Genomic DNA, 23,185 nt, shown 5'->3' with positions numbered 1-23,185 from the left:
TCGGTTGATGGCTGGGCGGATGGCGAGCTGATGGTCGGAAACGAGTAGTGCGCCGAGTGGCTGGCCGCGCCGTCCGAGGACGGCGCCCACGCCGCCCGCAGCGGCGGCGCGGCCAGCGCGCCGTCAGGCGCGCTCTTGATCCTAAAGAGGTCTATCCGGCAATGGAGAGGCGTCAGGCCAGCTGGCTGAGCGGCCAGTTCCAGTCGAATTGGTCGGCCACCGCGTCGCCGGTGCCGGATTGGATGGGCTCCTCGATGTTGGTTGCACCGGTGCGCGGGTCGACCAAGGTCACTCCGGCGTAGCGGAGGACTGCCAGGGACGCGAGCCAGGCGGGGTGGCCGGCGAGGCGGGTGCTGACGAACGGGACGAGGACGGTTCGGACTCGGGTGGAGAGGGCTTCGCAGAGGACACTCATGGCGTAGTTGTCGGCGATGCCGGTGGCCAGCTTGTTGATGGTGTTGAAGGTGGCCGGGGCGAGGAGCACTGCGTCAGCGGACGGTAGGCGCTTAGCGTCGTTCGGCTGTCGGTGGTCGGTGAGGAGCGGGACGTTGGCGGCTTCCAGCTCAGTTCGTGGGAGCCAGGACTCGGCTGCCGGTGTCGCGATGACGGCCGGTTGCCAGTCGCGGTCGCGGGCGGCTGCGACGGCTGCGTCGGCTCGTCGGGTGAGTGCTGCGCCGGTGACGACGATGTAGAGGGTCTTGCCGCTGGGTTCGGTCACGTGAGGATTCCTGCCCGCCTTGCGATTGGTCGTAGTGCTGGTGTGCGGCCTCGGCGTTCGCGCTTGAGGAGGGTGCTGATGATCTCGCGCGGGATGACGCCGTAGCGGAGCAGCTCGGGAGCTACCCGCTCAGCTTCAACGAGGTGAAGTACGGCTTCGGGATCGCGTTTCTGCTGTGCCTGCGCCCAAGCAAGGTCGAGGTGTACTTGCGCGCGGCGGCTGCGCAGTCCTTCGGGAAGCGCGTCGGTGTCGATGAAGCCGGCGAGGCTAAGAACCTCGTACGGATCGCCCATCTCGGTGGCTGCCGAGACGCGGTGGATGTTCACGTTCGTCGGGCCGAACGCGGTCCAGGCCAGGTTGGCGTCCTTGCGCAGTTCGTGCCCCAGTGCTTCGGCTCGGTCCAACCGATCCTGGCTTGTCCGCCGGTCGACGTTTCGGGCGGCGATCACACCGCTGATGAGCCAGAGCGAACCCGCGACCGAGGTAAGCCCTGGCTCCTCGGACTTGATGAGCGGCATCAGACGCTCGGCGCCAGACACGGCGACCCGTTCGGCGTCCTCGGTGCGATCGGCACGCAGCAGCGCGCAGACGACCTGATAGGCAGCCTGGCCTTGGGCCTCCATCGACTCGGAGGTCAACGCTGCGGTGGCGGCGCGGTCGGCGGTCACCCATGCGAGGTGCGCCTCTCCGACCTTGGCGAGCAGCTTCGACGCGACGACGTACGCCGAGGACTTGGCCATCTGCACCTCTGGCGACGCATCGCCGTAGCCATCCGCAACCGTAAGCAGGTCGGGCAGAGCCGCGGAGACCTTGTCGTACTGCGCGGCTTGGTAGTCCTGGTGCGCCTGGACAACGGCCGCCCGGAACTGTGCGAGCGGCCACATGGTCTCGCGGGTGCCGAGCAGGTGGCTGTAGTCGGTGAGCGCGGTACGGATCGCTGCCAACGTGCGGAGCTGGGTGCCGCCCTCTGGTGAATAGCGCCACGGGTGCGGCGAGAGTTCCTGGACGTCGACGTCCAAGACCTTGGCGATCTGCGTCAGCACGGAGAGCTTGTCGACGCTACGCAACCCGCGCTCGACCTGGGACAGCCACGACTCCGAACGGCCGACGAGCTCGGCCAGCTGCTTCTGGCCGATGCCCTTGCGCTTCCGGTAGATCGCGATCCGGTCGCCGATGGAGTCGTTCATGGTCCCCATTGTGAGCAGATCATCGGGGCGAGGACCCGCAAAAAAGTGCGGGTGCTGTCGAGTGCGGGTTGCGGGTCCTGAGCGCTCCTAACTTCCTGGGAGTCGAAACACGCCGACCAGAACGGCTGGCGGCGTCGATCGGGGAAGGAGGGATCACGATGGGGCCGACCGGTGTTCGAGGGCTGCGACGCGTTCCCGGAGGTTGTGCACTTCCTGGGTCAGCTCGGCGATCCGTCGTTCGATGTCTGCCTGGCCACCTTGGCCGTCGTTGTCGGTGGGTTCGGGTTGTTGCTCGGCGACGAATACGCCGCGCCCCTGCCAGGCGACCAGTCGGCCCTCTTCACGCAGGACGCGCAGAGCGCTCTGGATCGTCATTGCCGCTACGTCGTACTGCTCAGCGAGGGACCGGCCGGTTGGCAGTCGCTCGCCGGGCTTCAGCGATCCGTCCGCGATCGCTGCGCGGAGATGGTCGGCGATCTGGATGTACGCCGGGCGTGGATCGGTCGAGCTGACTTTGGTCATGCGAAGAATGCTAACCCGATCTAGCGATATCTAGAAAAGCTCAGCACAGACCATTGATTGTGCTAGCGCAAGCCAGTAGTATCTAGAACAGATTAGTCAACACTAGAAAGGATGGTCGCCATGGCGATCGATGGAGGGTTCCGGTTCCCGGTCGAGTTCGGGCAGGCGTTCCCGCACGGCGCATTCGTCGTGGGTGAGGTGATGCCGGTCCGGGACTACGACGCGAAGGGTGACAAGCAGAAGGACGACAAGGTGACCGGGCTGCCGCTATGGGAGGTCCGGTGCATGGACGCCGACCCGAGCGTGCGGCGTGGTGAGTTCAAGGTGAAGGTCGCGTCGAAAGTGCAGCCGGTGCCGCCGGATGCGCTGCCTGGGCTGCCGTTCCGGCCGGTCGAGTTCACCGGGCTCACGGTCACCCCGTACGTCGATGACGGGTCGAAGCGGCTGGCGTACTCGTTCAACGCCACCGGCATGCAGGCCCCGACCGGCGCGAGCAAGACCAACGGCGCGAAGGCGGCCAGCTCGTCTGCGGCCGGTAAGGAGGCTTCGGCATGAGTGACGTGAGCATCAAGGTGCACGTGGCCGCCGGCGAGGTCCGTGAGGTGACCACGTATGAGGCCACCCTCGACGGTGCCCCGTTCGTGGCGCTGCAAATCGGCGCGACCTTCCGTGGCGTGACGCTGATGGTCCGCGACGAGCAGGCACTCAACGAGTTGGCGTCGATGGTCGCCGAGGCCCGCGCCGGCCTGGCCGGCGCACTCAACCGCGCGAAGCAACCCGAGCTGCCGGACCTGGCGGCTTCTTGAGCCGGCGCGGCAGCGGTGACGGATTTCCAGGCCCTTTGCCGCTGCCGCGCCTTCCAAACCCACCCGTGAGAGGGCGTGATCTGGCATGTCCCAGCGTAGTGACCCCGACATCCCGTGCGGTCAGATGGCGATGTTTACCTACCGCGCCGACGCCACCGCGAAGGCGCTCGGCCTCGATCCCACCCGCTGGGTCTACCCCTGCGGGCTGTGCAACGGCGCCCCGGTGAGCGAGCCGGGGAAGCTCTGCGCCACCTGCGCACCCACCCCGCCACGGACCCGGCGCAAGGCAGCGGCCAAGAAGGCCGCGAAGAAGACCACCACGACGAAGGGAGGTGATCCGCGATGAGCGTGCTTGGCGTGAACCTGTTCGGGTTGATCGTGGCGTTCCTCGCCGGCGTGGTCACCGGCGGGATGGTCGTGTTCTTCACTCGCGGCCCGGTGGTGGCGTACTTCCGAGTCAAGGACGAACCCGACCCTCAGCCCGTCCAGGTCGAAGTACTCGCCTCGCGCCCTCGTCCGTGTGTGCGACGGCAACCGGTGTGGGAGCGGGTGACGGCCCGCCCGGTCGACGCGGTGCTTCCCGAGTCGACTCGCCGACAGCTCGGCCATGGCGGGGGTGCGTGATGGCTGGCTGGGTAGAGAAGACCGCGCCGGGTATCTCGTCGGCAACACTCAAGCTGCCGGTCAGCACCGCCGTTGCGCTCGTGGTGCTGGCGTTCGGCTGGCGGGTTGTGTGGTTTCTGGTCCGGCAGTGGCCCCTCTGGCTCGCCGGCGGCCTAGCCGTGCTCGGGTTCCGGGTCTATGACGGGCTCGGCGGCTACGGACTGTCCGGCATCAGCGCAGGCGTGGTGGCCGCGCTCGTCGCGTGGGGGCTGCTGCACCGCCGGTCGTTCGCGGTATGCGTCTACTGGCCGCTGCGGGGATGGCTGCGTGGTCTGGTCGTGTATGCGCCGGGCTGGGGCGAGCTGATGGCTGTCTGTGGGCTGTCGAAGAAGGTCCGCTCGCAGCACCGCGCCTCGGCTGCTGCGTACCCGCTCGACCTCGACGGTGGATCGGGTGCGGGTGAAGACCCTGCGCGGGCAGACGTTGGCGGACTTCGCCGAGAACACCGACCGGTTCGCCGAGAGCACCGGTGCGGTCGACTGCCGGGTCCGTCGCCTGTCCTGGCCCGGCCTCACGGTCGCCGGGCGGCAGGTCATCCGGCGGCGGTTGCGGGCCCGGGTGCTGGACCTGTGGGTCCTGATCCGTGACTCGCTGGCCGAGCTGGTGCCACTGTTCGACGTGCCGGAGAGGCCGAACCTCAAGCGCCTCCCACTCGCGTTGCGGGAGGACGGGCTGACCTGGTCGCTGCGGCTGCTGGGCACGCACGTGCTCATCGCCGGGAAGACCGGTGCGGGCAAGGGCTCGGTGTTGTGGTCGCTGATCCGCGCGCTTGGACCTGCGGTGCGCGACGGGTTGGTGGAGTTCTGGGTGATCGACCCGAAGGGCGGCATGGAACTCGCCGCCGGACAACCGCTGTTCGCCTGCTACTGCTACGGCGACCGCACCACCGACGACGACGGACAGCGGCTGGCGTTCCAGACCGAGTACGCCGAGTTCCTCGAAAGCTTGGTGGACCGGATGCGGGCACGGCAGCAGGACCTGCGGGGCATCTTCCGCACCCACCGCGCACGGCCCGGTGACCCGCACGTCGTCGTGTTCATTGACGAGCTCGCGGCGCTGACCTCCTACGTCAGTGATCGGAAGGTGAAGGCGCGGATCGAGGACGCGTTGAACCTGCTGCTGTCCCAGGGCCGGGCGTGCGGGATCTCCGTGGTGGCCGCATTGCAGGACGCGCGCAAGGAGGTCGCGAACAACCGGGGCCTGTTCCCCACCCGGATTGGGCTCGCCCTCGGCGAGGAAGCCGAGACCGACCTCATCCTCGGCACCACCGCTAGGAAGAACGGCGCCCGCTGCGACCAGATCAACGAGGATACCCCCGGTGTCGGGTTCGTCGCCGTCGATGAGTCCCGCGAGCCGGTCCGGGTGCGGTTTGCCTACGTCGATGACGACGAGATCGCCCGCCTCACCCACACCTACCGGCCACAGACCGTGCCGGTGGACCCGTACCCGGCTGACCCGATCGAGGAGACACACCAATGACGACCCACACCGACCCCGACAGCGCGGTGAACAACGACTGCGCAACTGCCGCGTTGGTCGACATGGCAACCGGCGAGCTGGACCTGCTGGACCAGTTGGCCCGGTACCGGTACCTGCGGGACTGCCTGGACGCGGAAATGCGCCGCATCGTCGCGCTGGGCCGGATGGTTACTCCCTGGCCGTACACGCTGGCTGCGCTGGCCAAGGCGGCCGGGATGTCCATCTCCGGGGTACGCACTTTCGCCCAACCCGGCGACATCGCCCACGTGCAGAACGTGCTCGCAGCCAGGCAGCTCCCAACGCAGCTCGTGCCGACCCACCGGGAGGAGTCCCACGATGGCGACCACTGAGACACCGTTCGCCCTGGACGGGACATGGATCACCGAGACGCGCCAAACCGTCGCGTGGGAGTTCGACTGCGGGGTCTGCCTGGACTTCGGGCACCTCGATGGCCTCGGCCCCTGCCCGCACTGCGACCCCGATGGGTACGCCGAGCATGTCTACTACGCCCTTCAGGAGCATCGGTCGGGGCTGGGTGGCCAAGACCCGTGGCCGAGCGCCGGGGTTGGTGCCCGATGACGGCGGCTGCGGATATCCCGCTGGAGGTGATCCGATCCACGGCAGAGGCCGAGGGTGTCTGCGTCCGCCCGGTGATCACCCGGTTGCACGATACCCAGGAGGGCACGTCGCGGCTGGTGCCGATCCCGTGCGGATCGACCCGCGAGGCCCAGTGTCCATCGTGTGCGGATCGGAACCGGCGGCTGCGGATGCAGCAGTGCCGGGAGGGCTGGCACCTCGACACCGAACCCGTTACCGACGACCAGGACGAGGACGACGAGGACGAGGAGCCGGCGGACACCTCACGGCGGGTGCGTTCTACTCGGCGGCGGCAGGATGCACCTGATCTGCCCAGGCAGGATGTGGCGCCGCACACGATCGGGCCAACGTTCGGTACCGATGACAGGACCTACCGGCCGTCGATGTTCGGCACGTTCACTCTCGGTTCGTATGGCCGGGTGCGGTCGGACGGGACGCCGGTGGACCCGGAGTCGTATGACTATCGGCGGGCGGCGTTGGATGCGATGCACTTCCCGAAGCTGGTCGATCGGTTCTGGCAGAACCTCCGTCGCGCGGTGGGCTGGAAGGTGCAGTACTTCGCTGTCGTGGAACCGCAGCGGCGGCTTGCTCCGCACCTGCATGCGGCGATCCGTGGGGCGATACCTCGGGCGCTGTTGAAGCAGGTGGTGGCGGGGACGTATCACCAGGTGTGGTGGCCGTCCTTCGACCAGCCGGTGTACGTGGACGAGCTGCCCGCCTGGGACCCCGAGATAGGCGGGTATGTCGACCCCGGCACCGGGGAGGTGCTGCCGACCTGGGAGCGGGCGCTCGACCAGCTCGACGCTGACCCGGACGCCCGTCCGGCGCATGTTGTGCGGTTCGGGGAGCAGACCGACTTGCAGGGGATCCTTGCCGGCACCGCTGATGCGGATCGGCGGATCGGCTACCTGTGCAAGTACCTCACGAAGTCGATCACTGACACGTTCGACGCGGAGGAGATGACGGCACGGCGAGCGTTGCACGTCGACCGGCTCTGGGAGGAGACGCGGTGGCTGCCGTGCTCGCCGGCGTGTGCGAACTGGCTCCGCTATGGCGTGCAGCCGAAGAATGCCCGGCCCGAGCTGCAACCGGGGTTGTGCCGGGGGAAGGCGCACCGGCGGGAGACGGTCGGGTGCGGTGGCCGTCGAGTGCTGGTGTCGCGGCAGTGGACCGGGAAGACCCTCACCGACCACCGCGCCGACCGTGCCGCCGTGGTCCGGGCCGTGCTCGAGGAAGCGGGTATCGACGCGCCGGACATCGATCGGTACTCGACCCGGGTCACCACTGAGGCCGGCCGACCTCGTTACGTCTGGACACCCGTCCGTGCCGACGAAGAGGAGTTGCCCGAGTACCGGCACGTGCTTCTGGCGGCGCTACGTGAGCGGCAGCGCTGGCGAACTCAGTACGAGCAGGCCAAGGAACGCGCTGGACCACGTCTCGCAGAACATCTTTCGGCAACGGGCCAACCCACCACGGCGGCGGCATGACGGGGAAGGAGTCATACGAGATGGACAGGCTGCTGACGGTCCGCGAGGCAGCACCTCTGCTCGGGGCGAAGAACGAGCGGTTCCCTCGCCGGCTCATCGCTGAGCGGCGCATCCGGTTTGTGCGTGACGGACGGCACGTGCGGATCCCGGAGTCGGCCATTCGGGAGTACATCGAGGCGAACACCGTGCAGCCGGTCGCTCGGGATCGTTACGGACGGGTGGTGGCTGCCTGATGGCCAACAAGGAAGGTCACCGGAAGTTCGGCAACATTCGGCAACTGCCATCCGGGCGGCACCAGGCGAACTACCTCGGGCCGGACGGGCTGCGCCGCAACGCGGACCACACGTTCGAGTCGGAGAAGGAGGCGGCGGACTGGCTGACCCTGAAAGAGGCGGAGCTGCTGCGGGGTGACTGGATCGACCCGAACCGGGCACGGGTGAAGCTCGCGGACTATGCCGAGCGGTGGGTTCGGGAACGTGCGCTCGGTGAGAGGACGCGCGAAGGGTACGAGAGTCTCTTGCGGTTACACATTCTGCCGTTCGTGGGGGAGAAGGAGCTGCGGCAGGTGACGCCGGAGGTCGTGCGGTCTTGGCGGGCGCGGTTGCTGGCGGAAGGTCGGTCGGAGACTCGGGCGGCGAAGGCGTACCGGTTGCTACGTGCAGTGTTCAACACTGCCGTCGATGACGAGCGGGTGAAGAAGAACCCGTGTCGCATCAAAGGTGCGGACAAGGAGCGCACCGAGGAGCGGCCGGTGGCGTCGATACCTCAGGTGCTCGCGCTCGCGGCGCTGGTGTCTGAACGGTTCCAGGCGCTGATCCTGGCGGCGGCGTTCACTGGTTTGCGGTGGGGTGAGCTGGTCGGCTTGCGCCGGCGGGACGTCGACCTGGTGGAAGGTGTGGTCTACGTCCGGCGGTCGTTGAGGCAGCTCGACTCCGGGCAGCTTCGGGAAGGTCGTACGAAGTCGGCCGCCGGTGTTCGTCCGGTCTCGATGCCCGAGGCGTTGGTCGATGTGCTCGACGTCCATCTGCGGAAGCACGTGGGGGAGGAGGCCGACGCGCTCGTCTTCACCGGGGCGAAGGGTGCCGGGTTGAAGCGGGGGAACTGGCGGAAGACGGTCAGGTGGACCGAGCGGATCGCGGCGGTCGGTCTGCCTGAGGAGTTCCACTTCCATGACCTGCGGCACACCGGGAACCAGCTCGCGGCGCGGTCGGGGGCGAGTACGCGTGAGCTGATGCGTCGGATGGGGCACAGCACCGTACGGGCCGCGCTGATCTACCAGCACGCCACCGACGACCGCGACCAGGAGATCGCGAAGGCGCTCAACACGCTGATCGAGGCGGAGAAGATCGCCGGGCGTGACGCCGATCGCACCGACGACGACGGGGCCTAATCGCACGTTAATCGCACGCGGTAGGGCTAACTGAACATGGCTGCCGACCACGAACCGCCCCGGACCGGTGTCGCTGCTGGTCAGGGGCGGTTTCTGCGTGTGGAGCGGGTGACGGGAATCGAACCCGCATAACCAGCTTGGAAGGCTGGGACTCTGGCCATTGAGCTACACCCGCGTAGGTACCCATGGTCGCACGGGCTGGGTACCGCACGCGGTAGCGTATCGCTTACGGGCGTCCGAGGGACGACCGGCGGGGCGTGGCGCAGCTTGGTTAGCGTGCTGGCTTTGGGTGCCAGAGGCCCCCGGTTCGAATCCGGGCGCCCCGACGGACCGAGGCGGCGACCGGGGCAGGGTGTCCACCAGGAGACCTGCCCAGGCCGCCGCCAGGGACTTCAGCTGAGCACGTGCTTGGCCAGCACCAGGCGTTGGATCTGGTTGGTGCCTTCGTAGATCTGGGTGACCTTGGCGTCGCGCATCATGCGTTCGACCGGGTGGTCGCGGGTGTAGCCGTCGCCGCCCAGGAGCTGCACGGCGTCCGTGGTTACGGACATGGCGGTGTCGGAGGCGTAGCACTTGGCGGCGGAGGAGAAGCACGCGAGGTCGGCGCTGTCGTGGTCGGAACGGGCCGCCGCCGCGTAGGTGAGCTGGCGGGCCGCCTCCAGCTGCATCGCCATGTCGGCGAGCATGAAGCGGATGCCTTGGAAGTCGCCGATCGGGCGGCCGAACTGTACGCGCTGGGTGACGGACCTGCGCGCGTGGTCGAGTGCGCCCTGCGCGATGCCGACGGCCTGGGCGGCGATCGCGACGCGGCTGTGGCCCAGTGCCCGCAACGCCGTGCGCATGCCGGTGCCAGGTGCGCCGATCAAGCGGTCACAGGGGATACGGCAGTCTTCGAAGAGCACCTCGCAGGTCGGTGAGCTGCGCAGGCCCATCTTGCGTTCCCGCCTGCCGATGACGACGCCGGGGTCGCTCGCCTCCACCACGAACGCGGAGATGCCGTCCATCCCGCGGTCGGGGTCCGTGACCGCCAGCACCGTGTAGTACGTGGCGATACCGGCGTGCGTGATCCAGCGTTTCGCGCCGTTGAGCACGTAGTGGTCCCCGTCGCGGACGGCTCTGGTGCGGAGTGCGGAGGTGTCGCTGCCCGCGTCTGGTTCGGACAGCGCGTAAGAGAACAGCGCGCCGTCGGTCGCCACCGGCGGGAGGTAGCGCTTGCGCTGTTCCTCCGACCCGGCGAGGAGCAGCGGCAGCGTCGCGACCTTGTTCACCGCAGGCACCAGCGAGGTGGTCGCGCACGCCCGGGCGACCTCCTCGACGACGAGGCAGGACGCCAGTGCGTCCGCGCCCTCCCCGCCGACCGGCTCGGGCAGGTGCACGGCGTGCAGCCGGTTGCGTACCAGTGCGTCGAGCGACGCGCGGGGGAACTCACCGGACTCGTCCGCGCGTGCGGCGTGCGGTGCGATCTCCGCCTCGGCGACGGTACGTACGGTGTCGCGGAGCAGCCGATGCTCCGGTGGCAGCAGGAAATGGTCGACCGTCATCATCGGCTCCTCGCGGAATGGCATCGGGTCACTTCGAGCACCGCCTTGCCGTGCAGCCGGCGTTCGCGCATGTCGGTGAGTGCTGTCCGTGCGTGCAGCCAGTCGGCGACGTGGGTCACGTCGTTGCGCAGCTCACCGTTGGCCACCAGGTGGACGAGGTGAGCGAGGTCGGCCGCCGGCGGGTCGGCGATGACGTCGTCCAGCAGGTAGTAGCCGCGCAGCATGGCCTGTCTCGGGTAGAAGGCGCTCGGGTCGAACGTCGCCTGCTCGCGCGCCGAGTTGCCGAACGAGACCACCAGGCCGCCGGGCGCTACGGCGGCCAGCGCGGCGGCCAGCGAGCCGCCCCCGACCGACTCGAGTACGACGTCGCACCCTTCGTCGGCCGCTGCCACCACCCGGGCGCCGGCACGGCGCGCCAGGTCGACGGCGTAGCCGCCGACGCCTCCGGACGAGCCGGTGACGTGGACGCGTCTGCCGGTCAGCTCGCCGGCGAGGCGCAGCGTCCGCAGGGCGGTGAGGCCGGCTACCGGCAGTGCCGCCGCTCGCGACAGCGGCACCGCCGGCGGTACGCACGTCAGCCGGTCGTCCGGTACGCAGACGCGCTCCGCCCAGCTGCCGCCGGTTGCGAGCCCACACACCGGGGTGCCGGCGGGGAACGCGGAGTCCGCGGCGACCGTGCCCGCGAAGTCCCAGCCGGGACGCCAGCCGGCCGCGGCTGACCGCAGCCTGTGCAGCTCGCCGCGGTTCAGCGATACGGCGCGCACGTCGACGAGCACCTCGCCAGGGCCGGCGGCCGGCGGGTCGACGTCGCGGAACTCGACGAGGTCGTCGTCGCCGGTGGCGACGAGGGCCTTCATGCCTGCGACGGCCAGCGCGGAGGCACCGGGTCCACCGAGTCGAGGGCAGACCAGTCGGCACGGACCGGCGAGTACACCTCGGCGACCGTGGCGCCGTCGGGGCCCGCGGCTGCGCGGTGCGGGACGTCGGCGAGGATGCGCCAGGTGCCGCCTGGCCCGATCTCCTTGGTCTCGCCGTCGACGGTGAACGTGATGGAACCCTCGATGACGAACCCGAGCTGCTCGTTCACGTGCTGGTGTTCGAGCACGGCGCTGTTCGGTTCGAGCTCGACGATCGCCATGGTGATGAGCTCGGACTCCACCATGCGCGCGAGTACGCCGTCCCAGATCTGCTTCGGCCGGATCGTGTCGAGTTGGTTGAACGTGTCGCTCATGAGCTGGTGTCCTTTCAGTAAACCGGGGTGGTCCACTCGGGGTGGCCGAAGCTGTCCCGCCTGGCCGCTTCGACGAGCTGCCTCCGCAGGTCCAACGTGTCGTCGCCAGGCCTGCCGTCGCCCACCTGCCGCCCGTCGACCTCGACCACAGGTACGACGAGCGACGCGGTGCCGCAGAGCAGGATCTCGTCGGCGACGTACAGCTCGCTGCGGTGGATCCGCCGCTGTGTGGCGGGTTTGCGTGCGTCGGCGAGCAGCTGCAGCACCTGCCTGCGGGTGATGCCCTCGAGGATGTCGTCGGTCGCCGGCGGCGTCAGCCAGGTGTCGCCGCGGCGGACGAAGATGTTCGACGTCGTCCCCTCGGCGACGTAACCGTCCACGGTGAGCAGGATCGCCTCGTCGTAACCGGCTCTGGCCGCCTCGGTCTTCGCCAAGGCCGGGCCGACGTAGCCGCCGATGAGCTTCGCGCGGTTCGGCATGACGGCGTCTGGCGTACGCCGCCACGAGCTCACCGCGCACCTGACGCCCGCCGGGTTCGCGTAGTCGCCCGCCACCGGCGTCGCCGCGATGGACAGCCTGGTGGCGATGTCGTGCATCCGTACGGGCAGCACCTCGCCGCTGAGGAACAGCAGCGGCCGCAGGTACGTGTCGCAGCGTGCGTCGTTGCGGCGCAACAGCTCTGCGCTGGTCTCGACCAGCTCGTCGACCGACGGTCGCAGCTCAAGTCCGAGGATGCGCGCGGAGTCGTGCAGCCGCCTGTAGTGTGCCTCCGCCTCGAACAGGTACAGCTGTTGATGGTCGTCGTTCCAGCAGGCACGGATGCCCTCCAGCGTGCCGGTGCCGTACGACAGGGTGCTCGCGTGCACGCTGACGCGCGCGTCGTCCGCCCGGACGAAGTCGTCGTCGACGTACACCCAGTCGAACGGCGCGCCGAACGGTGAGCCCTTCGCGACACCTTGCGCGGTGTCGACGGTCTGGGTCATCTCTGCCTCCTTGGTCGCTACTTCACGCGGCGTCCGTGTTTCCAGACGCCGACGACGTGTGCCGGGTCGCCGAGTGTGGCGATGTCGGCGAGCGGGTCGGCGTCGACGGCGATGACGTCGGCGTCGTGGCCCGCGGTGAGCTGCCCGCTCTGCGGCGCCTGCGGGCCGAGCGTGAGCGGCCCGTTCGCGGTCGCCGCCTCTATCGCCTGCAGTGGCGTCAGTCCCGCGGCGACCAGGTGACGGAGCTCGCGACCGTGGCGGCCCCAGGACGCTGGCAGCCCGTCGCCGGTGACGGCGATGTCGGTGCCGAGAGCGATCGGTACGCCGTGTTCGTGCGCGAGCAGCAACGCCTTCGCATGCGTGTCGCTCATCGCCTCGAGCTTCTCGACGGCGTACGGCGGTGCCGCCGACGCGCTCAGCACGTCCTCGATCACCAGCCGCGTCGACACGAGGACCGCACCGGCGTCGAGCATCGCGGCGCACGCCTCGTCGTCCAGGTAGGTGCCGTGCTCGATGGTGCGCACCCCGGCTTCGAGCGCGACCATGATCCCGGCGCGTCCGTGGCAGTGCGCGGCGACGACGCGGTCGGCGAGCGCCGCCACCTCGACGATCGCGCGCAGCTCGGCGAGCGCGAACTGCTGGTGCCGCGGGTCGTCGACCTCCGACAGTGCACCGCCGGTCGCGCACACCTTGACGAGCTTCGCGTCGCGCCTGAGCATCTCGCGGGTCGCGCGCATGCAGTCGTCGACGCCGTCGCAGACGCGTAGCTCGCCGCCGCGCGCCGCGTAGTCGACGACCCAGGGGAGCGGTAGCGAGTGCAGGTCGGCGTGGCCGCCTGTGGTGGCGAGCATCGCGCCCGCCGCGTACACCGTGGGTCCGGCCACCTCCGCGACCACCCGCGCGAGGTACACGCCGAGCCCGCCGACCTCGCGTACAGACGTCACGCCGGCATCGAGCGCGGCCCGCAGGTCGTGCGTGCACCTGGCGGCGCGGATCGCGACGGGTTCCATCGGCAGCTGGGTGAGGTCGAGGGCGCGGCAGCCGAACAGGTGCGTGTGGCAGTCCCACAGCCCGGGCAGCACCGTCGCCACGCGCGTCGCCTCGCCGCTGGTGCGGGGTGCGTCGGCGGCCGGGCCCGCGTACGCGATGCGGCCGTCGTCCAGGACCACTACCGCGTCGCGTACGGGGGCGCCGCGACCCGGGACCATCAGGTCCGCCTCGATCCGTTCCACAGCAGGATCGTGCTATCCGCATTGACTTAACGACAATTGAAGAGTGCTAAAGCAATGCTTTAACGTGGCTTCATGCTCGAGATGCACCGCCTCCGCGTACTCCACGAGATCGCCCGCCACGGCTCCCTCACCAAGGCGGCGGCGGCGCTTTCCTACACGACGTCCGCGGTCTCGCAGCAGATCGGCGCGCTCGAGCGGGAGGCCGGCGCGCAGCTGCTGGAGCGGCACCCGCGCGGGGTGCGGCTCACCGAGGCCGGCCGCGCGCTGGTCGAGCACACCGACACGATCCTCACCGAGCTGCGCGCCGCGGAGATGTCACTGGCCGCGATCGCCGGCGGCGAGGGTGGCCGGCTGCGCCTGGGCTCGTTCGTCACCGCGAACGCCACGCTCATGCCGCAGGCCGTGCGCGCATTCCAGGCGCGCTACCCGAACGTACGGCTGGACCTGGTGGAGGCGGACATCGACGAGTCGCTGCCCGCGCTCGCCGCGCACCAGCTGGACGTGGCGCTCGTCGCGGAGTTCCCCGTCGTCCCCGTGGAGAAGCCTGGCGGCGTCCACCTGCAGCGCCTGCTCGTCGACCCGCTCGGCATCGCCCTGCCCGCCGACCACCCGCTCGCCCACCGGAGCAGGGTCGCGCTCACCGACCTCGCCGAGGAGCGCTGGATCCAGGGCGTCCACCACGGCTCCACCGTCGACGTCCTGCCCCGGGCCTGCCGGCAGGCCGGGTTCGAACCGGACATCGCGTTCCGGACCGACGACCAGATGACCGTACGGGGGCTGGTCGCGGCCGGCCTCGGCGTGGCGCTCGCCCCGTGGCTGACCCTGCCGGCCACCCCGCCCGGTCTCGTCGTCCGGCCGCTGAACGAGCCGGCGCTCGTCCGCACCGTCAGCGTCGCCACCGCCACCGGCAGGCACCAGCTGCCCGCCGCCCTACAGATGGTCAAGCACCTCCGTGACGTCACCGCGGAGATCCGCAAGACGGTGCCCAAACTAGGCTGACCTCGGGCTCGGCCCGGTGCTCCAGCGAGGCCGGTGAGTTCGTCGTCGCGGGTGGCCTAGACTTGCGCCTACGCCGCGGAGTCTCGTGGTGCGTCGGTGCGTGTGCGCGGCAACCAATTCATTACGCAACAAGGAGCAATGTCGTCGTGAAGACCGAGGTCGAGAGGCTGAACCCGACCCGGGTGAAGCTCACCGTCGAGGTGTCGTTCGAGGAGCTGAAGCCCAGCCTCGACAAGGCGTACCGCGATGTCGCCAAGCAAGTGAACATTCCCGGGTTCCGCCGCGGCAAGGTCCCACCGGCGATCATCGACCAGCGGCTCGGCCGCGGGGTCGTGCTCGAGCAGGCGATCCAGGACGCGGTGCCGCGCGCCTACGGCGAGGCGCTGCGGGAGGAGAACGTCCGGCCGCTCGGTCAGCCGGAGCTGGACATCAAGGAGTTCGCCGAGGACGCGCCGCTGAGCTTCACCGCCGAGGTCGACACCCGGCCTGAGTTCGAGCTGCCCGACTACGCCGGCGTCGAGATCCAGGTGGAGTCGGGTGCGGTCGGCGACGAGGAGGTCGACCAGCAGCTGGACGGGCTGCGGGAGCGGTTCGCCGTGCTGCGCGGCGCCGACCGCGCGGTCGCGGAGGGCGACTACGTGTCGATCGACCTGAAGGCGGAGGTCGACGGCGAGGAGCTCGAGGACGTCAGCGTCAACGGGATGAGCTACGAGGTCGGCCGCGGCGGTCTGGTGGAGGGCCTGGACGACGCGCTCGCCGGCATGAGCGCGGAGGAGAGCAAGACGTTCAACACCACGCTGCTCGGGGAGCGCGCCGGCGAGCAGGCCGACGTGACCGTCAGCGTGCAGCAGGTGAAGGAGAAGCAGCTGCCCGACCTGGACGACGAGTTCGCCCAGACCGCCAGCGAGTACGACACCCTCGCCGAGCTGCGCGACGACCTGCGGTCGCGGCTGGAGCGCAGCCGCACCTCCCAGCAGGCGAACGAGGCACAGGAGAAGGCGCTCGACGCGTTGCTCGACCTGGTCGACTTCCCGGTACCCGACAGCGTGGTCGAGGAAGAGGTGAACAGCCGCAAGGACAACCTCGAGCAGCAGCTCGGCAACTCCGGGCTCGACCTCGAGCAGTACCTCGCCAGCCAGGACAGGGGCTACGACGAGTACCTCGAGGAGCTGCGCGAGAACGCGCTCAAGTCGGTGCGCGCCGGCTGGCTGCTCGACGACATCGCGGACTCCGAGGAAGTCACCGTCGAGGAGCAGGACCTGAGCCTGCAGATCACCCAGATGGCCGCCAGGATGGGCGTCGAGCCGCAGGTGTTCGCCGACCACCTGCTCCAGTCCGGACAGATCAACCAGCTGTGGGGTGAGGTCAGGCGCGGCAAGGCGCTCGAGGCGGTCGTCGCCAAGGCGACCGTCACCGACGACGCCGGCAACACCGTCGACCTGGCGCCCGAGGCGCCGGCCGAAGATGCGGCCGACGGTGCGGACGAGGACGCCGCTGCCGAGGACGCGGACAAGTAGCCCGCGCGCCCGGTGCGCCGACAGCGAACAGCGAACCGTTCCACCCTCAACCGGCCCCGACGGTCGGTTAGTGTCACAGGCGAGATCTACCCCAACTGCAAGCGAAGGTGAGGCGCGTGAAACCACTCGAGAACACGCCGACGTTCAGTCGCCCCACGGTCGTCACGCCGCAAGGGCACACCGGCGGTGGCGCGGCGCCTGCCGGTCTCGACGACGACGTCTACCGGCGGTTGTTGCGTGAGCGCATCATCTTCCTCGGCAAGGCGATCGACGACGAGATCGCCAACGCCGTCTGCGCGCAGCTGCTGCTGCTGTCCGCGGAGGACCCGGAGCGGGACATCTGGCTGTACATCAACAGCCCTGGTGGTTCGGTCTACTCCGGTATGGCGATCTACGACACCATGCAGTTCGTGCCGAACGACGTGGCCACGGTGGTGGTCGGCCTCGCCGCCTCGATGGGGCAGTTCCTGCTGACCGCGGGCAACGAGGGCAAGCGCTACGCCACGCCGCACGCGTCGGTGCTGATGCACCAGCCGCACGGTGGCTTCGGTGGCACCGCCTCCGACATCGCCATCCAGGCCGAGCAGATGCTGCACATGAAGCGCAAGATGGCGGAGATCACCGCCGAGCGCACCGGGAAGACCGTCGAGCAGATCGAGCGCGACGGCGACCGCGACCGGTGGTTCACCGCCGACCAGGCGAAGGACTACGGGTTCATCGACCACGTGTACCTGAGCGCCGGCGACATGCCGTCCGGCACCGTCTCCTGACGCGTCGACGAGGAGGACCTTTGATGTTCCAGCCCGAGGGCCGTGGTCTGCACCTGCCGGATCACCGGATGAGCGCGCCGCCGGCGGAGAGCCGCTACGTCATTCCGTCGTTCGTGGAGCGTACGTCGTACGGGGTGAAGGAGCAGAACCCGTACAACAAACTCTTCGAGGACCGCATCATCTTCATGGGTGTGCAGGTCGACGACACGTCGGCCAACGACGTGATGGCGCAGCTGCTCACCCTGGAGTCGATGGACCCCGACCGGGAGATCCAGATCTACATCAACTCGCCCGGCGGCTCGTTCACCGCGCTCACGGCGATCTACGACACCATCCAGTTCGTCCGGCCAGATGTTCGCACCATCTGCATCGGCCAGGCGGCGTCCGCGGCGGCCGTGCTGCTGGCGGCGGGCACCAAGGGCAAGCGCTCCGCCCTGGCGCACGCGCGGATCCTGCTGCACCAGCCGGCGATCCAGGAGGGCGGCGGCCAGGCCAGCGACATCGAGATCCAGGCGCGGGAGATCCTCCGGATGCGCTCGCTGCTGGAGGAGCTGGTCGCCCGGCACAGCAACAAGGACGTCGACCAGGTGCACCGCGACATCGACAGGGACAAGATCTTGACGGCCGAGGATGCCCTCGAGTACGGCCTGATCGACCATGTCCTGACCAACAGGACCACCCCCGGCGCCGAGTGACGCCGGGGCTGCGGCCGCGTACGCTGAGAAACGCGGAACGTGCGACTCGCCGCGCCGCGGACCCGAACATGGGACGATACGAGGTACGGTCGATTGCACGGCGACTCCGGGCGTAAAGGAGAGCGATCAGGTGGCACGCATCGGTGACGGCGGCGACCTGCTTAAGTGCTCGTTCTGCGGTAAGAGCCAGAAGCAGGTAAGGAAGCTCATTGCGGGCCCCGGGGTCTACATCTGCGACGAGTGCATCGATCTCTGCAACGAGATCATCGAGGAAGAGCTCGCGGAACCCGCGGAGAGCACGCTGGAGAGCCTGCCCAAGCCGCGGGAGATCTACGACTTCCTCAACCAGTACGTCATCGGGCAGGAAGAGGCCAAGAAGGCGCTCTCCGTCGCCGTCTACAACCACTACAAGCGCACCCAGGCCGCCGGCGAGACCAAGAACAAGGACGAGCACGTCGAGATCGCCAAGTCGAACATCCTGATGCTCGGCCCGACCGGTTCCGGCAAGACGTTCCTGGCCCAGACGCTGGCGAAGATGCTGAACGTCCCGTTCGCCATCGCCGACGCGACCGCGCTCACCGAGGCCGGCTACGTCGGTGAGGACGTCGAGAACATCCTGCTGAAGCTGATCCAGGCCGCCGATTATGACGTGAAGAAGGCCGAAACCGGGATCATCTACATCGACGAGATCGACAAGGTCGCCCGGAAGTCCGAGAACCCGTCGATCACCAGGGATGTCTCGGGCGAGGGCGTCCAGCAGGCGCTGCTGAAGATCCTCGAGGGCACGACCGCGTCGGTGCCGCCGCAGGGCGGGCGTAAGCATCCGCACCAGGAGTTCATCCAGATCGACACCACGAACGTGCTGTTCATCTGCGGCGGTGCGTTCGCCGGACTCGAACAGATCATCGAACAGCGCGAGGGGCACAACAGCATCGGCTTCTCCGCGGTGCTGCACTCCAAGACCGACGAGTCCGACCTCGGCGAGCTGTTCGGCCAGGTCATGCCGGAGGACCTGCTGAAGTTCGGCATGATCCCCGAGTTCGTCGGCCGGCTGCCGGTGATCACCAGCGTGCACAGCCTCGACCGCGACGCGCTGAGCCAGATCCTCACCGAGCCGCGCAACGCGCTGACCAAGCAGTACCAGCGGCTGATGGAGTTCGACAACGTCGACCTGGAGTTCGCCCCGGACGCCGTGGAGGCGATCGCCGAGCAGGCACTGCTGCGCGGCACCGGCGCCCGCGGCCTGCGCGCCATCCTGGAAGAGGTCCTGCTCTCGGTGATGTACGAGGTGCCGAGCCGCAAGGACGTAGCCAGGGTGGTAATCACCCGCGACGTGGTCCTGGCCGGCGTCAACCCGACCCTGGTACCGCGCGAGGTCGTCACCTCCCGCCGCGGCGAACGCCGGGAGAAGTCCGCCTAGCGCGCGCTGCCCCGCGGCGCCGTTGCCTGCAGTGGTGAGCGGCGGGGGAAGTCCGCCTGGCCCGCGCTGTCGCGCGAGGTCAGCACCGGCGACGTGGTGCTGGCCGGTGTCAAACCCGACGCTGGTGCCGCGCGGCGTTGTTACCTCGCGCCGTGGGAACTCCGCCTAGCGGCGGTGCCGCGCGAGGTCGTCATCTCGTGCCGGGCGGGCGGCGGGGAGGTCCGGCCGCCCACGATGCGGTGCGAGGTCGTCGCCTGGCGCCGTGGTGAGCGGCGGGGAAGTCCGCCTAGTGTCGGCGGCAGTTCAGCCTCAGTCGAGATGGTTGGTGAGGGTGTCCGGGGGTGTGGTGCGGCCGTCGGCGTGTTCGGTGGTGAAGGTTGCGGCGCCCAGCGCCTCGCGGCAGGTGCGGACGGTCTGCTCGTAGTCGGGCTGTTCGACCGGTGGGCGGCGGGCGTCGCTGCTGCGCAGCTCGTCCGCGGCGCCGAGGAGGCGTGCGGCGCGCGCAGGGTCGGTGGCCACGGTGACCGCGGCGAGCTCCTCGCACACGCTGGCCGCTCGCCAGCGGTCGCCGAGTGCGAGGTGCTGCCGCAGGCTCTCGACCAGCAGCTCCCCGGCCAGTTCCGCACGGCCGGTGCGGCGCGCGACCACGCCGAGCAGGTTCAGTGACCATGCGACGCCCTCGGCGAACCTGGTGCGGTCGGCCAGCGCGAGGCTCTCCCGCAGCAGCCGCTCCGCCCGGTCGGGCTCACCGAGGTACGCGACGGCGGCGCCCAGGTTGAGCAGCGCCCAGGCCGTGCCCTCCGCGTCGGCGAGCCGCCGGAACACCGCGAGCGTCTGCCGGCAGCTGTCGACCGCGTCCGGGTCCTCGGTCAGCCAGGCGACGAAGCCCAGGTAGTTCCGTGACTCGGCGACCCTGGCCTGGTCCCCGGCGGCGTGCCACAGGTCGCGGCTCTCCTCGTGCAGCCGCAGCGCGCGCTCGTAGTCGCCGCGCTCCCGCGCCACGCTGCCGAGCCGCTGCAGCGACTCGGCGACGCCGCGGCGGTCCCCGTGCTCGCGGTAGAGCCGCAGCGCCGCCTCGATCCGGGCCGCGGCCAGGTCGTACTCGCACTGCAGGAACGCGAGCACCCCGGTGCCGAGCTGTGCCCCGGCCAGCGCCGTGGCCGACGCCGTGTGGTCGCCCGCCAGGGCCGTGGTCAGCCACGCCCGGCCCTCGCCGTACCGGCCGCGCAGGTAGCAGTAGCGCCACAGTGCGCCGGCGAGCCGCACCCCGATGTCGGTACGCCGACCGCTGGCCCAGGCGAGCACCGCACGGACGTTGTTCACCTCCGTGTCCAGCCGGTCCAGCCAGTCGACCTGGCGCGGGCCGTGCAGCTCAGGCGCGGCTCGCTCGGCCAGCTCGGTGACGTACCTGGCGTACGTGGTCGCCACGGCGTCGAGGTCGCCGCTCGCCCGCAGCTTCTCCAGCGCGTAACGGCGCACGGTGAAGAGCAGGAAGTAGCGGGCCTGACCGTTCGCCGGGACGGCTATCGCCAACGACTTGTCCACCAGCGACGCGGTCACGGTGAGCGCCTGCTCCTCGTCGGCGAGCACCGGGCAGGTCGCCGCGGCCGCCTGCAGGCTCCAGCCGCCGGCGAACACGGCGAGCTGCCGCAGCGCCCGCCGCTCGTCGGCGCCGAGCAGCTCGTAGCTCCAGTCGATCGCGGCACGCAGTGTGCGGTGGCGCGGCGTGCCGTCCCTGCTGCCGGTGAGGCAGCCGGCCTCGTCGATGCTCGCCGCGAGCTGGCGGATGCTCAGCACGTTCACCCGTGCCGCGGCCAGCTCGAGCGCCAGCGGCAGCCCGTCCAGCTCGCGGCAGATCCGCGCGACGGCCGGTCGGTCCGCGGCGGTGAGCCGGAAGTCGGGCAGCAGCTGCCGCGCCCGGCGGACGAACAAGGCGACGGCGGGGGAGTCGTCCACCTCGTCGTCGTCGCCTGGGACGGCCAGCGGCGCGACCGGCCGCACGATCTCCGCCGGCAGCCGCAGCCGTTCCCGGCTCGTCGCGAGGACGCGCAGCCCGCTGCAGGACATGAGCAGGTGCTCGACGAACGGCGTCACCGGGCCCACCAGGTGCTCGCAGTTGTCCAGCAGCAGCAGTGCGTCCGGGGTGGCGAGCGTGGCGGTCAACGGGTCGAGCAGCGGGCGGCCCGGTGCGTCCCGCACCCCGAACGAGGTGGCGACCGCCTGGGTGATCGCCGCTGCGTCGCCGAGCTGCGACAGCGCCACCCAGCCGACGCCGCCGGGGAAGTCGCCGGCCACCTGCCGGACGACGTCGAGGGCCAGCTGCGTCTTGCCGACCCCGCCCGGCCCGGTCAGCGTGACCAGCCGCACCCCGTCCTGGCGCAGCAGGCTTGCGACGGCGTCGCGTTCCTCGATCCGCCCGACCAGCTCGGTGAACGGCGGCGGCACCCGGGTCGGCGCCGTGGAGGTGCCGGCCGGTTCGCTCGCGCTGGCCAGCACCTGACGGGCGCCGTCGTCGAGGTCGAGCGTGTCCGCGAGCAGCCGCACGGTGAAGGCGCGTGGCCGGCGCCTGCGGCCCCGTTCCAACGCCGCGATCGCGTCCACGCTCAGCCCGGAGCGGTCGGCGAGTGCCTGCTGGGAGAGTCCGGCCACCAACCGGTGGCGCCGCAGCAGCGCCCCGAAGTGGCCGCCCGGTTGGTCCCTCACGTTGTGCGTACCTCCCCTCAGCGGCAGCCGGGGCCAGACTGTGGCAGGAACGTACGACCGTTTTGCCGTGCTGTCAGGGCTTTGTCAGGTTCCTGTGCGGGTGGTGTCCATGGCCTCACTGTGGCGTTGCGCGCAGGCTGGCCCTAGCCGTTGCGTGAACGGCGGAGACAGGAGGCAACTGATGGCAATCGACCAGGCCGTGCTCGAGGACCTGCTCCACCGTGTCGTTAGCGATCTCGGCGCGACGGTGAGCGCGGGGAACGCCGTCGTGGGCTACCGGCTGGGGTTGTACCCGCCGCTGGCGGAACGCCCGATGACCCCCGCTGAGCTCGCCGCCGCCACCCGTACCGACGAGCGGTAGGTCACGGAGTGGCTGCGCGGACAGGCCGCCGGCGGCTACGTGACGTACGACGCGGACACCGAGCGGTACTCGCTGACCGAGGAGCAGGCGGCGATCGTCGCCGACCCGGACGGCGCGGTCAACGCGCCGGCCGCGTTCATGCTCGCGCTGGCGACGCTGCGGACGGAGCCCGAGGTGACGGAGGCGTTCCGCACCGGGAAGGGCATCGGCTGGCACGAGCACGACAAGGACCTGTTCGTCGGCACCGAGCAGTTCTTCCGTCCTGGCTACCTGGCCAACCTGGTGCAGAACTGGATTCCCGCCATGGACGGCGTCGAGGCGGCGCTGGACTCGGGTGCCAAGGTCGCGGACCTCGGGTGTGGTCTGGGCGCGTCGACGGTGTTGATGGCGCAGGCGTTCCCGAACTCGCACTTCGTCGGCTCCGACTACCACGACGAGTCGATCGAACTGGCACGGAAGCGGGCCGCGGACGCCGGCGTCGCCGACCGGGTGGCGTTCGAGGTGGCCACGGCACAGACGTTCTCCGGCCAGGGCTACGCGCTCGTGACGACGTTCGACGCACTGCACGACATGGGTGACCCGCTCGCGGCGGCGCATCAGGTACGCCAGGCGCTGCGCCCCGGCGGTACGTGGATGATCGTCGAGCCGGCAGCGGCCGACGACGTGGCGGGCAACCTGAACCCCGTCGGGCGGATCTACTACAGCGCCTCGACCTTCCTCTGCATCCCGAACGCGAAGAGCCAGGAGGGTGGTTGGGCGCTCGGCGCCCAGGCCGGTCCCGCGGCGATCGAGAAGATCACCGAGCAGGCCGGTTTCACCGGGTTCCGGGTGGCGGCGACCACGCCGTTCAACCTCGTCTACGAGGCGACCACCCCCGCCTGACC

Annotated in this window: 23 protein-coding genes, 2 tRNA genes and 2 pseudogenes; 17 read left to right on the top strand and 10 right to left on the bottom strand. The window is 69.8% G+C overall.

Annotated elements, in window-relative coordinates; translation table 11 throughout:
• Positions 1 to 172: 172 nt before the first annotated feature.
• The 3 genes from GEV07_16945 to GEV07_16935 all read right to left on the bottom strand — a co-directional run bounded on the left by GEV07_16945 (position 173) and on the right by GEV07_16935 (position 2,427).
• On the bottom strand, positions 173 to 718 hold the full coding sequence (locus GEV07_16945) for a flavoprotein (protein MQA04330.1): 546 nt from the start codon (positions 716 to 718) through the stop codon (positions 173 to 175).
• Positions 715 to 1,905, bottom strand: a complete 1,191-nt coding sequence (locus GEV07_16940; GenBank protein ID MQA04329.1) for a helix-turn-helix domain-containing protein — start codon at positions 1,903 to 1,905, stop codon at positions 715 to 717. Before GEV07_16940 ends, GEV07_16945 begins: the two co-directional genes overlap by 4 nt.
• Before the next feature lie 153 nt (positions 1,906 to 2,058).
• Positions 2,059 to 2,427, bottom strand: coding sequence for a GntR family transcriptional regulator (locus GEV07_16935; GenBank protein ID MQA04328.1), 369 nt, complete (start codon positions 2,425 to 2,427; stop codon positions 2,059 to 2,061).
• A gap of 120 nt (positions 2,428 to 2,547) precedes the next feature.
• Between GEV07_16935 and GEV07_16930 the strand changes: the two genes are divergently transcribed.
• The 10 genes and pseudogenes from GEV07_16930 to GEV07_16885 all read left to right on the top strand — a co-directional run bounded on the left by GEV07_16930 (position 2,548) and on the right by GEV07_16885 (position 8,849).
• The gene (locus GEV07_16930) at positions 2,548 to 2,982 is read left to right on the top strand and encodes a plasmid replication, integration and excision activator (protein MQA04327.1); all 435 of its coding nucleotides are present in this window, start codon (positions 2,548 to 2,550) and stop codon (positions 2,980 to 2,982) included.
• Positions 2,979 to 3,233 carry a hypothetical protein gene (locus GEV07_16925; GenBank protein ID MQA04326.1) on the top strand — a complete coding sequence of 85 codons (255 nt, stop codon included), beginning with the start codon at positions 2,979 to 2,981 and terminating at the stop codon, positions 3,231 to 3,233. Before GEV07_16930 ends, GEV07_16925 begins: the two co-directional genes overlap by 4 nt.
• 85 nt (positions 3,234 to 3,318) lie before the next feature.
• Positions 3,319 to 3,579 (top strand): hypothetical protein, encoded by a 261-nt coding sequence (locus GEV07_16920; protein MQA04325.1) that lies wholly within the window; start codon positions 3,319 to 3,321, stop codon positions 3,577 to 3,579.
• Positions 3,576 to 3,857, top strand: a complete 282-nt coding sequence (locus tag GEV07_16915) for a hypothetical protein (protein MQA04324.1) — start codon at positions 3,576 to 3,578, stop codon at positions 3,855 to 3,857. Before GEV07_16920 ends, GEV07_16915 begins: the two co-directional genes overlap by 4 nt.
• Before the next feature lie 348 nt (positions 3,858 to 4,205).
• The gene (locus GEV07_16910) at positions 4,206 to 5,375 is read left to right on the top strand and encodes a hypothetical protein (protein ID MQA04323.1); all 1,170 of its coding nucleotides are present in this window, start codon (positions 4,206 to 4,208) and stop codon (positions 5,373 to 5,375) included.
• On the top strand, positions 5,372 to 5,725 hold the full coding sequence (locus tag GEV07_16905) for a hypothetical protein (protein MQA04322.1): 354 nt from the start codon (positions 5,372 to 5,374) through the stop codon (positions 5,723 to 5,725). Before GEV07_16910 ends, GEV07_16905 begins: the two co-directional genes overlap by 4 nt.
• Positions 5,712 to 5,954, top strand: a complete 243-nt coding sequence (locus GEV07_16900; protein MQA04321.1) for a hypothetical protein — start codon at positions 5,712 to 5,714, stop codon at positions 5,952 to 5,954. Before GEV07_16905 ends, GEV07_16900 begins: the two co-directional genes overlap by 14 nt.
• Positions 5,951 to 7,390: pseudogene (locus tag GEV07_16895) on the top strand (replication initiation protein). The gene GEV07_16900 and the pseudogene GEV07_16895 overlap by 4 nt, the downstream one beginning before the upstream one ends.
• A gap of 89 nt (positions 7,391 to 7,479) precedes the next feature.
• Positions 7,480 to 7,692, top strand: a complete 213-nt coding sequence (locus tag GEV07_16890) for a helix-turn-helix domain-containing protein (protein MQA04320.1) — start codon at positions 7,480 to 7,482, stop codon at positions 7,690 to 7,692.
• Complete coding sequence (locus GEV07_16885; GenBank protein ID MQA04319.1) at positions 7,692 to 8,849, top strand: tyrosine-type recombinase/integrase; 1,158 nt, start codon at positions 7,692 to 7,694, stop codon at positions 8,847 to 8,849. Before GEV07_16890 ends, GEV07_16885 begins: the two co-directional genes overlap by 1 nt.
• A gap of 100 nt (positions 8,850 to 8,949) precedes the next feature.
• On the opposite strand, the gene GEV07_16880 is transcribed toward GEV07_16885, so the two are convergent.
• Positions 8,950 to 9,024: transfer RNA gene (locus tag GEV07_16880), tRNA-Gly, on the bottom strand.
• Between the two features lie 76 nt (positions 9,025 to 9,100).
• On the opposite strand from GEV07_16880, the gene GEV07_16875 reads away from it, so the two are divergent.
• Positions 9,101 to 9,175: transfer RNA gene (locus tag GEV07_16875), tRNA-Pro, on the top strand.
• A gap of 66 nt (positions 9,176 to 9,241) precedes the next feature.
• Here the strand turns inward: GEV07_16875 and GEV07_16870 are convergent.
• Genes GEV07_16870 through GEV07_16850 form a run of 5 tightly spaced genes read right to left on the bottom strand, consistent with a single transcriptional unit; the run spans position 9,242 to position 13,812 of the window.
• Positions 9,242 to 10,390 carry an acyl-CoA dehydrogenase gene (locus tag GEV07_16870; protein ID MQA04318.1) on the bottom strand — a complete coding sequence of 383 codons (1,149 nt, stop codon included), beginning with the start codon at positions 10,388 to 10,390 and terminating at the stop codon, positions 9,242 to 9,244.
• Positions 10,390 to 11,247 (bottom strand): zinc-binding dehydrogenase, encoded by an 858-nt coding sequence (locus GEV07_16865; protein ID MQA04317.1) that lies wholly within the window; start codon positions 11,245 to 11,247, stop codon positions 10,390 to 10,392. Before GEV07_16865 ends, GEV07_16870 begins: the two co-directional genes overlap by 1 nt.
• Entirely contained in the window at positions 11,244 to 11,621 is a 378-nt protein-coding gene (locus GEV07_16860) for a cupin domain-containing protein (protein ID MQA04316.1), read from the bottom strand. The genes GEV07_16865 and GEV07_16860 overlap by 4 nt, the downstream gene beginning before the upstream one ends.
• 14 nt (positions 11,622 to 11,635) lie before the next feature.
• Positions 11,636 to 12,604 carry a branched-chain amino acid transaminase gene (locus GEV07_16855; GenBank protein MQA04315.1) on the bottom strand — a complete coding sequence of 323 codons (969 nt, stop codon included), beginning with the start codon at positions 12,602 to 12,604 and terminating at the stop codon, positions 11,636 to 11,638.
• A 17-nt stretch (positions 12,605 to 12,621) separates the two neighbouring features.
• Positions 12,622 to 13,812, bottom strand: coding sequence for an amidohydrolase family protein (locus GEV07_16850; GenBank protein MQA04314.1), 1,191 nt, complete (start codon positions 13,810 to 13,812; stop codon positions 12,622 to 12,624).
• A 96-nt stretch (positions 13,813 to 13,908) separates the two neighbouring features.
• On the opposite strand from GEV07_16850, the gene GEV07_16845 reads away from it, so the two are divergent.
• The 5 genes from GEV07_16845 (at position 13,909) to clpX (ending at position 19,237) form a co-directional block, all read left to right on the top strand.
• Positions 13,909 to 14,835 carry a LysR family transcriptional regulator gene (locus GEV07_16845; protein MQA04313.1) on the top strand — a complete coding sequence of 309 codons (927 nt, stop codon included), beginning with the start codon at positions 13,909 to 13,911 and terminating at the stop codon, positions 14,833 to 14,835.
• 146 nt (positions 14,836 to 14,981) lie between these two features.
• Entirely contained in the window at positions 14,982 to 16,352 is a 1,371-nt protein-coding gene (locus GEV07_16840) for a trigger factor (protein MQA04312.1), read from the top strand.
• Positions 16,353 to 16,468: 116 nt separating this feature from the next.
• Positions 16,469 to 17,122, top strand: a complete 654-nt coding sequence (locus GEV07_16835) for an ATP-dependent Clp protease proteolytic subunit (protein ID MQA04311.1) — start codon at positions 16,469 to 16,471, stop codon at positions 17,120 to 17,122.
• Positions 17,123 to 17,190: 68 nt separating this feature from the next.
• Positions 17,191 to 17,817, top strand: a complete 627-nt coding sequence (locus GEV07_16830) for an ATP-dependent Clp protease proteolytic subunit (protein ID MQA04310.1) — start codon at positions 17,191 to 17,193, stop codon at positions 17,815 to 17,817.
• Positions 17,818 to 17,947: 130 nt separating this feature from the next.
• On the top strand, positions 17,948 to 19,237 hold the full coding sequence (clpX, locus tag GEV07_16825) for an ATP-dependent Clp protease ATP-binding subunit ClpX (protein MQA04309.1): 1,290 nt from the start codon (positions 17,948 to 17,950) through the stop codon (positions 19,235 to 19,237).
• Between the two features lie 309 nt (positions 19,238 to 19,546).
• Here the strand turns inward: clpX and GEV07_16820 are convergent, their stop codons facing one another.
• Entirely contained in the window at positions 19,547 to 21,940 is a 2,394-nt protein-coding gene (locus tag GEV07_16820; GenBank protein ID MQA04308.1) for a tetratricopeptide repeat protein, read from the bottom strand.
• Between the two features lie 181 nt (positions 21,941 to 22,121).
• Here GEV07_16820 and GEV07_16815 point away from each other — a divergent pair.
• Positions 22,122 to 23,183, top strand: a pseudogene (locus GEV07_16815) (methyltransferase domain-containing protein).
• Positions 23,184 to 23,185: the final 2 nt, after the last annotated feature.

The sequence above is a fragment of the Streptosporangiales bacterium genome, from assembly GCA_009379825.1.
Taxonomy (GTDB): domain Bacteria; phylum Actinomycetota; class Actinomycetes; order Streptosporangiales; family WHST01; genus WHST01.
This window is presented reverse-complemented; position numbering and strand designations above follow the sequence as displayed.